Below are 10,296 nucleotides of genomic sequence, written 5' to 3' on the forward strand. Positions count from 1 at the left end.
GCGATAGTAATTGAAATGAATTTGATTTTTAATAAAATTAGTAAAATCAAACCTACAATAGAAAGAACCGCAAAAAATCTCCATCTTTTTGTATGTAACATATAACCCTCCTCTATGTAGCCTATTTCATCTTATAGTTAATTATTTTTTTTGTAAATGTGGAACAACCTTATTACTTAGGTTTTCTATTAAGTATTCCAGCATAAAGAAAGGAATAATTAGTATGAAAGGTTATTAGCATGTCTATTTGTAAGTTTAACATGAGTCATTATACAGTTGAGCATTTCTAATGTAAGCAACCAAAAAATAGAGAGAAAAACAGGAAAGAAGATTTTTATCGTTTTATTAAAATGAGAGTTCGTTTGATGTTAGGATTGAGATCTTATCAAACTACAATCCATTGTACAATCAAGCATTTAAACAATCTAATTGAACAAGATTATAGGCATGTAACGAGACGTTTTGCCAAATCTGCAGGGTTTCAAAATCTTCGTCATGCTTCACGTACGATAAAAGGTATTGAAACCATTCAGGCTCTATATAAACAAAGGCTAAGTATTCAAAGAGACTCCACCTTTTCGACGTACAATGAACTTCAACAATTATTAGCTAATTCTTAAACTTTGTCCCTCATTTACCAACCTGCTCATTTTTTTCAAACTTTGCAACAGAACCGATATTTATACGGGTTCGGTATATTAATATATATATAATCCTTCTTTGCTATCTCCCAAAAAAAGAAGCATTGCTGGGCATGCATGGTGACCCCTATAAAATAGCCGTAAGTTAATTATTAACCTATAAACTTGCCGGAAATTTTAATAAGAAGCATAAAGGTAACTAGAGTTAAGGTGTTTTTATGCTAAAAAAACTAGAATATCAATAAAACCTTCACTGAAAGATAGTACCAACAATAACCGAATTTCTTTCGCTAATCCTATAAATAAAAAGTCGATTTCCTGTACGTTAAGAAATCGACTTTTTAGTGAGTAACTTAATTTCTTTATTAGACTCGAGCTTGGTTACAGTAAATTTAAAATATCTTTTGGTGTATTTAATACATAATCAGCTTTTTCAAAACCTTCTTTTGTCTTTGAACCCCATAAAGCGAGTGCGAATTTAACACCAGCACTTTTCGCACATTGCATATCGTATATAGAGTCTCCGATGTATACTGACTCATTATTAGGAACATCTAATTGTTTCAAACAAGCTAATAATGGTTCAGGGTGTGGTTTGTGTTTATCGGTATCACACGCACAAATTATACGTTCAAAATGACCGCTTAGATCAAATGGCTCGAACTCATCTATTAATTCTTGCTTAGTTTTTGATGTAACAATACCAAGCTTTAATTTACTAAAAGATAACTCTTTAATAATGCTTTCTAATTCTTCAAACACGGAGACTTCATGAGAAAAATCTAGTACAGATTTGGCCCATTTAGGATGAACAACATCTATATTTTTAACATTTAATTTTTTTAAGGTTTCTTTTCCAGGAATCCCTAATGCAAATTTTAAATCCTGTAACGCATAATCTTCCTTTAGTTCTTCTTTTAAAACTTTTTGTAAGGATTTTAGTATTGCTTTTTCTGTGTCTAAAATTGTTCCGTCTACGTCAAAAACAAGAGATGTAATCAAAATAAAGCCTCCCTATTTTTTAATCTTCACTTGCAATTACTACCTCAACACCATTTTCTTTCAAAGTATTATATAATTCATTAGACATAACTTGATTTGTAATGAATGTGTCTATAGATTCAAGCGTTAAACCCTTATAATTTCGTCGCTGATTCCATTTAGTGTGATCTGCCACTAAAATAACTTGATCAGCATGTTTGATTAATTCACGCTTGAAATAAATATCTTCTTCAAAACCATAGTATATCCCGTCTTCAGTAATACCTGCGGTTCCAATGAACACCTTGTCAAAGTGATAATCTTTGAGTTTTTCAGTGGTCGAAGTCCCCGTAGTATGTCGAGAAACCTTATTTAAAGTTCCTCCCAAAAGGTGAATTGTCGTATCTTCAGATTGAGCTAACATATAAGCAGTATCAATTGAATTCGTCACAATAGTTACGTTCTTTGATTGCAAATGTTGCGCTACAAAGTTGACTGTTGTTGAAACGTCTAAATAAATCATGTCATTGTTTGCAATTATATTTGCAGCTTTCATTCCAATCGATTTTTTCGTTTCTAATTCAGTCTGTGACCGTACTTGATAAGTATCAATTTTCTTATGAAAAGTAGCTAAAGCCACTCCGCCATAAGTTCTAACTATTGCTTTGTTTTTTGAAAGTTTTACTATATCTCTTCTTGCAGTATCTCTTGAGATATGAAACATTTCACACATCTTTTTTATATTCATAGTTTTATTTGTTTCTAAATAATTAAGGACTCGTATCAATCGCTCTTCTTGATTCATAAGTAACCTCCATAATAATATATTAAGTTAAAGTAAGTTATAATGCAAGTTAGTTTAAGTTATAATGTACGATAACGCTCCTATAATTAAGTGTTATTAAGTGAATTTGGTAAAACCTTATTTTTAATGCCTTTATAATATTAAGCGATTTTATGATGGATTTAAAATTTTATCGTTGGAAGCATAAATTTCCCAAATTGGCAAGGTTATGGTCTAAATCACAGTTTATATGTCCAAATTTAAAAGGTTACTTGCAATTATCTTGAAGTTTTTGCACCAGAAACTCATATAAACTCCACATATCTCTAGACAATCCCCATATAAACTCCAGATTAATTCAATACTATGGCATCAAGGAGGTTAGAGAACATGAATTTTATCAAACGATCATTTTTGAGTTTACAATCAAGAAAGGGAAAGTCACTTATATTACTTGCTATTTTTCTAGTTGTTACTAATTTGGTATTCGCTGGTTTTACGATTCAAAGTGCATCCAGTAAAGCAACAGATTTGGCTAGGCAACAATTAGGAGCTGATATCAACTTAAGAATCGATATAAATAAGTATTTGGAAGAACAAAACAATAATCAAAATGCTAATGAAGCGAGAAAGGTACCAAGTATCGAAAAAAAAGAAGCTGATAAATTAAAGAACTCTAAGTATTTAGATCACTATAATTATCTAAAAAGTGCTATTGCTGAGCTGAAAGAGCTTCAAAATGTCGAACCATCTGGAGGAGCTCAATCATTTGGTCCAAATAATAATTTAAATTTCACTTTACAGGGTGTTAGAGACTTTTTTTCATTAGAAGCTGCTCAAGACAAAAAATTAAAACTTATTGAAGGAGAGGGAATTACGTCAAAAACAATAGGAAAAAACGTTGCTATGATTGAAAAAAAACTAGCTGAAAAAAACAATTTAAAAGTGGGTGATAAATTACAGATAGGTGAAGTAATGGATGAGGAACTTACCACGAAAGAGCTAGAAATTATAGGTATATATGAGTCTAAAGAAGAGGCTCCATCTTTTGGAGGACAATCTTTTGCTTTATTAGAGCCTGCTAATCAAATATATGTACCGTATTCTGTTATGAATTCACTGGAAAATGCAATCTATTCATTAAAGGATCCTAAGGATATTGATGCATTTAAAGAAGAAGCAAAAAAATTGGGGTTACCAGCGTACTATGAATTAGATGCACAAGATAACGTTTATAAACAGATGATTGGTCCAATCGAAAATATTGCATCTTTTTCGAAAACGATTGTAATTATGGTGTCTATTGCAGGTGCAACAATTTTAGGATTAATAATTACGCTCTCTATTAAGGAACGTAGAAAAGAAATTGGAATTTTGTTATCTATAGGCGAGAAAAAGTGGAAGTTAATGGGTCAATTACTAGTTGAGGTATTATGTATTGCTGTATTAGCTTTTGGTTTATCTTTAGCAACAGGAGAGAAAGTTTCTCAAAAAGTGGGTGATAATCTTTTATCTAGTGAAATAGCAAAGAATGAAGATAAACCGGAAGATCCTATAGCAAAATTAAGTGGTAACCCTGCTGCAGACGTAGATCCGGTTGATAATATCCATGTAAGTATTTCAACTGAAGATTTAGGAAAAGTAGGGGGGATTGGATTAGGAATTGCTATGCTAGGAACGATTCTTCCGGCATTATACATTCTTCGTTTAAATCCAAAACAGATTTTATTAAAAGACGAATAAGGAGGATTTATATGGAGACAATTTTACAGTTTAAAAATATCAATTATTATTATGAAAGTAATAATAAGAGAACTACAATCTTAAAAAATGTAAATTTTTCTTTTCAAACTGGAAGTTTTTATACTATCTTAGGGCCATCTGGTTCAGGAAAAACAACAACTCTTAGTTTAGCCAGTGGATTAGACGTTCCAAAAAGTGGATATGTCTTATATAAAGGAACGGATATACGTAAAATTGGTCTCGACTCCTATCGAAATCAGTATGTATCAATTATTTTTCAATCTTATAATCTCATTACTTATATGACCGCACTTCAAAATGTTATAACAGCAATGGAAATAACAGGAGTCGATGTAAAAGATAAAAAGATAAGAGCATTGGAGCTACTAAAAAAAGTAGGATTGACAGAAATAGAAGCAAAAAGGAATGTGTTACAGCTTAGCGGTGGTCAACAACAACGTGTCGCAATCGCTCGTGCAGTATCTTGTAATGTAGATTTGTTAATTGCAGATGAACCGACTGGAAACCTAGATCAAGAAACGTCTATGGAAATTATTGAGTTGTTTAAAGAGTTAGCACATAAAGAAAATAAATGTATTATTGTTGTGACTCATTCACAAGACGTAGCCAAACAGTCAGATAAAGCTGTTTATCTACAAAAACAGAATTTAGTTGTACAAGATGTTTCTTGAAAAATGAATGTGTTTACTTTAGAGAAAACAAAGAATGAAATAACTTCAAAGTAACTGTAAGTTCGATTTATACATTTTTTGTAAATAATAGATGCTACACCTAAGAGAGGAATGAAGAGAACATGGATTAAGGTAGTTGTTTGCAGTGTCCTGGTTATAATTGGTATTTTAATAGGATATGTAACACATGTTTTTATTCAAGAAGACATAAGTGAGTCTAGCCAAAATCAAGTAAATACTTTTCAAGATGAGATAGGATCGAATCAAAGACAACCCTCATTTATTGAAGGTGGGAATTCAGGATTCGGTACTACTAAAGAATATAATGAAGGAGAAGTGGAATCTAAAGACCCAGAAAGTAATTAATAAAATATAACTTTTTCTAATAAGTCAACAACCGGTTCCTCAACATATAAGGAACCGGTAAATTTATATACAAAATATGTATAAATGTCTAATTTTATTTATTTACACTTGCGTACTTATTTGAGTAAGGTGATGAATTTAATTTTTGTTTTTTTACTTGTATGTGACTATTATCCCGATGATGAGCAATCCACAGTTGTACATCTAATAAAGAAAGAATAATGTTTGTTTCAAGTGACATCTTGATTAGCTCTTTCTAGTGTTATTATGTATATATACTATCGCATGCACCTGAAGCTGATATGAAGTAAAGATAATTTTCCTATGAATTTTTTATGTCTCTACATAAGCTCCAGATAGCAAGGCTATAATGACTACCAAAGAAAAGCTTCCTTTGTACAAAAAATTTCACCGTATTTTTTGTACAAAAACCTCATATATTTAAGCATAATTTATTGGGAGGTTGATTATGAGCATGTATTTAAAAATACAAGAAAGTGCGAAGCGTATAAATGAATTGACTAAGCATCAAAAGAAACTAGAGCGCGAAAAAAATATATTAAAAAGTGAGTTTTATAGATTGTTGAAAGAAAATAAAAAATACAAAGATACTCCCGAAGAGATAAGAACATTGGATAATTAGTCTCAATTTAAAGTTTCATTTAAATTTTAGTCAACTGCAGAAGTATGAAAATAGTTTAACTTCAGTACTTGGTTAGCTATAAGTATTTTGATGCTATATTTATTCGTAAATTTGACACAGCCTTTTATGATATATACATGTTATACTTAATTGCATAGTAAATAAATTGTATCCCAGTACATTACTTACTATTACTAGTACCCGAAAAACCTTAATATGATACGGTAAAAGGCCTCTTTTCAACGAGAAAAGAGGCCTTTTTTCATTAATATTTAGTTAAGTATATGCTATGAATTAAAAAGGAAACTTTATATTAATTTACATTTCTTTCATAGAGTTAAGATAAGAATCATATATTATAACAACATGTTACATTGAAAGGGTGAATATATGATTTCATCGTATTTGGTAAGTTATATTTTAGTCACGGGTAATACTGCTATAAAAAAGGTAGCTAGAGTTCATGCATCCTCAGAAGTTTTTGCTGTTAATAAAATTAAAAGAGAATTAGAACGTCGGTTTTCACATCCAACAAAAATTGAAGTTTATCCAGTTTAATAAAACGGTATAAAAAGAGGAATCACTCTTTGTTTTCATAATAATTAATTTGTAATTATTATGAATTAAACCTCATATTTTTTAATTAAATTTCCAACTAAATTTAAAAAGAGTCTTTTATTTTATTCCCATCAAGCTACACTTTGATTATCAGTTTACCTATAAATTAGCCGTAGTTTAATTGTTAACCCATAAACTTTTCCAGGAATTTTAATAAGAAGCATAAAGGTAACTAGAATTAAGGTGTTTTATGCTAAAAAAACTAGAATATCAATAAAACCTTCACTGAAAGATAGCACCAACAATAACCAAATTTTTTTCGCTAATCCTATAAATAAAAAGTCGATTTCCTGTACGTTAAGAAATCGACTTTTTAGTGAGTAACTTAATTTCTTTATTAGACTCGAGTTTGGTTACAGTAAATTCAAAATATCTTTTGGTGTATTTAATACAAAATCAGCTTGTTCAAAACCTTCTCACCTGAAATTGATTTTACATAATCTTAGCTTGATAGCGATGTGGCGCTACCCCTATATAAAGTGCTTCACTACGTTACGTTTGAAAAATTCATATTTGATTACCAAACACACTAAATGCTTAAATGGGTCTACGTCCGCTCGCTAATAAAAAAACATAGAGTTACATCACTTTGTTAAATAAAGTTAGTAACCTTATTTAGAAAACTCTTCAATACTTTCGTAAGCAATTAATACCCCTTTACTTTTTGCCAATCAAAATCATTGCATTTCCTAATACTTTTTTATTTAATAAAAGCTTTGGTAATTTCATTTCTTCAGCAAGCTTGTAGCTATTCAATTTAGATATATCGAGTTTCTCTAGGTTATTTAAGAACTCTTCTGTATCCCCAAATATTTTTTCATCCATAAATAAATCTAAGAAGATAAATTCACCACCAGGTTTTAATACTCTTATAGCCTCTTTAATTAATTCTATTTTATTGTTTGTATCTTTCACTTCATGAAATGTTAGGCAACTTACAACTATATCAAATGCATCATCCTGCAAAGGGAGCTCAGCGGCACTTGCTTTTAAAAAATTAACCCTATCAGATACACCTTCTATTTTAGCATTCTGTTGACATTGCTCTTGTGAGTATTCCCAATTCTTCCCCCAATAATCAATTCCAGTTAAAAAGGATTTAGGGAAAGTCATTGCAAGTTTAATAATCAATGATCCACTACCTGTTCCAATATCTAATATTTTTCCTTCTCCATCCCAATTCACTTTTTTAACAATTAAATCATGTATTTTTGATTGGTAATCCTCTCCGAATGCTGCGAATTGGTAAGTAGAATAAGAAAGTATAAACGTTATATAAATAAAAGGCATCGCTAAAACCCCTGATAGGATTCGCAGATAGAAAGTAATAGGCAATAATGTTATCAATAGAAGAATTATTGAGCTTATCAAAAATACAATCAGTTTTTTCATTCGAATCCAAGTCTGATATTTAGTTTTTTTTCTCATTAGCACCATTCCTGTATATTTTTCACATATGGTTTATTCGTTATAAGATACTTTTATCTATCCCCTCCTATAAGATTATTTTTTAGCTATTAACAAATAATTGGTTATAGGTTTTAAGCAATGCTAAAGCCACTTCAACTCATTTTCATAGCTCTATACGTTGTCTGGACTTGAGCTCTGCTGAATTTATTTATATTTTCATAGCATTTAATATTATGAATAATATCATCATAATTTAGATTAGCCGAAAACTCAACTCAAAAAAATTTGCAAATTTGCCCTAGGTTGTAACTAAATCTAAAAATCTTTGTACTAGTATTACCTATTTACACAATGGCTGAGTGAATATATATGAAATTGGCTGGTTTCTATTCTAAATATATACTCTATTATATAGATAAATACAAATAGATTAGGGAGTTACTAGTAATATGAAAGAAATAGAAATTATAAAATCAATCGAAAAAATAGCCATTACATGGCAAGGCGCAACAATTAATATTCCATTAAAAGATATAATTGAGGTTAATAAAAATAATACGTTAAAAAATACTGACAAAGCAGTAGAAATTGGTAATAAATTTAAAAATTCAGAAGCAATCTTTATTAGAACAAAAAAATTGAATTATATATTATTTACAACTAATAAATTAACACTTCTAAATGAAATCAAGTTTTAAATTATGAAAAATTCTGGTGAGAATTTTTCATAATTATTTTATAAAAGGGTATACTAAATTACCCAAAATACAACCTATTTATAGGGATACTTGGCGAATTACTAATGAACATTTATGTGAATAAATAAAAATAAACAGACAATAAAACGATTCTAATTATATAAAAAATACATAACTATAAGTGGTGTTATTGAATCGCTTTAATATTTATTTAATAGAGGTTCAATTTAAAATTCATCTTCCAAAATTAAATTACCGGCATCATTATCTTTCGTCAATCGCTGATTCAAATAATTTTCTTTCGTAGTACGATCATTTTTATGACCTACTGCAGCTGCAATAACATGAGGTGGTAATTTCTTATAATCATATAAGTACTGCACATAAAAATGTCTAAAGAAGTGGGGAGTAATTCCGATATTCTCTGTAAAGGGTAGCTGAGTATCCTTAATGATTTTGGAAATATATTGTGATAAATAATTATCTCTATAAGCAGTATGGTTTTTAGTTTGAAATACTGTTCCACCATTTCTATTCCCAATGTCTATAGGTAATCTTCTCCGCATTCGAAATGCAGCAATCCGATTAAAAATCTCCTTATTAATAGAAACAATCCGCTCATTATCTCCCTTTGTATCAACCTTTAAATAATATCGTCCTCGTATAGCGTCATACTCAAGATCATCCCACTTTGCATGTGCGACTTCTGCAACACGTAATCCTGTAGTAGCTAGGACTGACAATAAGGCGTAATTAATTTCATTATCCTTGTAGTAATGAAGCAATTGTTTTACTTCCTCATATGATAACTCCCGTTTAGGTTTATGTTGTTTATTTACAGCTGTACTTAGTATCTCAACATGTAGAGGATCCTGAATATATTGGATTTCATATAGCCATTTCAAATATGAACGAATAATACCAAGCTTTCTACTAACTGTAGATGGCTTGTATTTATCTTTTGACTGATAGGAGATTGCCTCTTGAGATAACCATTTTTGATAATTACGGATATGCCGTTTCCTAAGGTTTCTCCATACTTGACCAAATTTATAATCCTTTACATCTTTCTGTAGAAATTCCTCACTTTGTTTAATAAAGAAATAAAACTGACTTAAATCACGTGCATATAGGATTCTTGATGCATCCTTGATTCTTTTTCCTTGGTCAAAATGTGTTTGTCGATTCAAGTAGTAGTACAGTATTTCTTCATCTGAAAATCCTTCATATGTATATGAATCTTCTCTTTCGTTATTTTCCTTTTTTAATTCCGCTTCATTTATATAATCAGGGTTCCATAATGCAATTAGATTTGTAAAATTTTGTTTTTGTTTCTCTATGTTATTTAAAGAAGTCTCACTATGAATAATATCTAATTCAAATTTCAATGTAATTCAACCCCTTATAAATTCCTTTTATATTAAATATTATAACGTAATCAATTATAAATTAAATTACATATTAAAATTAAATTTTATGAAGTAATAAGTAAATAGTAACTATAGAAAATCTCCCATTTTCTATGGTTATTATTTAATTTTAAATACAGTATTTATGTTATATAATTTAATCATTAATAAAATCTAATTTTAAAAGAAAATTAAATCAAACGTTATTGTAAATTATAATCTAATGTATGTATTAATATATGATATAATTTATTTAAAATGTAAATACTACAAATTATAATTTACATAATATTATTATGTAAATTATGAGG

General features: G+C 29.5%; 11 protein-coding genes and 1 pseudogene. 7 read left to right on the forward strand and 5 right to left on the reverse strand.

The features are described 5' to 3' along the window. Positions 1-383: 383 nt before the first annotated feature. Positions 384-620: pseudogene (locus CN409_RS30860) on the forward strand (DDE-type integrase/transposase/recombinase); the annotation flags it as partial. 402 nt (positions 621-1,022) lie between these two features. Here the strand turns inward: CN409_RS30860 and CN409_RS30865 are convergent. Both CN409_RS30865 and CN409_RS30870 read right to left on the reverse strand, forming a co-directional pair. Beyond that, positions 1,023-1,643, reverse strand: a complete 621-nt coding sequence (locus CN409_RS30865) for an HAD family hydrolase (RefSeq protein ID WP_097982008.1) — start codon at positions 1,641-1,643, stop codon at positions 1,023-1,025. Positions 1,644-1,662: 19 nt separating this feature from the next. Further along, complete coding sequence (locus CN409_RS30870) at positions 1,663-2,427, reverse strand: DeoR/GlpR family DNA-binding transcription regulator (RefSeq protein WP_003254546.1); 765 nt, start codon at positions 2,425-2,427, stop codon at positions 1,663-1,665. A 369-nt stretch (positions 2,428-2,796) separates the two neighbouring features. Here CN409_RS30870 and CN409_RS30875 point away from each other — a divergent pair, with 369 nt between their 5' ends. From CN409_RS30875 to CN409_RS30885, 3 genes are all read left to right on the forward strand, one after another. Continuing rightward, entirely contained in the window at positions 2,797-4,149 is a 1,353-nt protein-coding gene (locus tag CN409_RS30875) for an ABC transporter permease (RefSeq protein WP_097982007.1), read from the forward strand. Positions 4,150-4,160: 11 nt separating this feature from the next. Continuing rightward, positions 4,161-4,841: an ABC transporter ATP-binding protein gene (locus CN409_RS30880; RefSeq protein WP_097982006.1), complete on the forward strand. Its 681-nt coding sequence runs from the start codon at positions 4,161-4,163 to the stop codon at positions 4,839-4,841. A 111-nt stretch (positions 4,842-4,952) separates the two neighbouring features. Beyond that, the gene (locus CN409_RS30885; protein ID WP_000831889.1) at positions 4,953-5,207 is read left to right on the forward strand and encodes a hypothetical protein; all 255 of its coding nucleotides are present in this window, start codon (positions 4,953-4,955) and stop codon (positions 5,205-5,207) included. A gap of 94 nt (positions 5,208-5,301) precedes the next feature. On the opposite strand, the gene CN409_RS32145 is transcribed toward CN409_RS30885, so the two are convergent. After that, positions 5,302-5,448, reverse strand: coding sequence for a hypothetical protein (locus CN409_RS32145; protein WP_000051345.1), 147 nt, complete (start codon positions 5,446-5,448; stop codon positions 5,302-5,304). A 228-nt stretch (positions 5,449-5,676) separates the two neighbouring features. Here CN409_RS32145 and CN409_RS32150 point away from each other — a divergent pair, with 228 nt between their 5' ends. Both CN409_RS32150 and CN409_RS32155 read left to right on the forward strand, forming a co-directional pair. Beyond that, entirely contained in the window at positions 5,677-5,850 is a 174-nt protein-coding gene (locus tag CN409_RS32150; RefSeq protein WP_000063204.1) for a hypothetical protein, read from the forward strand. A gap of 390 nt (positions 5,851-6,240) precedes the next feature. Next, positions 6,241-6,408: a hypothetical protein gene (locus tag CN409_RS32155; protein WP_000625950.1), complete on the forward strand. Its 168-nt coding sequence runs from the start codon at positions 6,241-6,243 to the stop codon at positions 6,406-6,408. Between the two features lie 717 nt (positions 6,409-7,125). Here the strand turns inward: CN409_RS32155 and CN409_RS30890 are convergent. Then, the gene (locus CN409_RS30890) at positions 7,126-7,896 is read right to left on the reverse strand and encodes a class I SAM-dependent methyltransferase (protein ID WP_097982004.1); all 771 of its coding nucleotides are present in this window, start codon (positions 7,894-7,896) and stop codon (positions 7,126-7,128) included. A gap of 431 nt (positions 7,897-8,327) precedes the next feature. Here CN409_RS30890 and CN409_RS30895 point away from each other — a divergent pair, with 431 nt between their 5' ends. Continuing rightward, positions 8,328-8,576, forward strand: a complete 249-nt coding sequence (locus tag CN409_RS30895) for a SunI/YnzG family protein (RefSeq protein ID WP_000658334.1) — start codon at positions 8,328-8,330, stop codon at positions 8,574-8,576. 227 nt (positions 8,577-8,803) lie between these two features. Here CN409_RS30895 and CN409_RS30900 read toward each other — a convergent pair whose 3' ends face one another. Next, a complete protein-coding gene (locus CN409_RS30900; RefSeq protein ID WP_097982003.1) occupies positions 8,804-9,964 on the reverse strand; it encodes a tyrosine-type recombinase/integrase in 1,161 nt (386 codons plus the stop codon). Between the last annotated feature and the right edge of the window lie 332 nt (positions 9,965-10,296).

Origin of the sequence: Bacillus sp. AFS012607 (assembly GCF_002558005.1) — a bacterium.
Classification (GTDB): domain Bacteria; phylum Bacillota; class Bacilli; order Bacillales; family Bacillaceae_G; genus Bacillus_A; species Bacillus_A thuringiensis_S.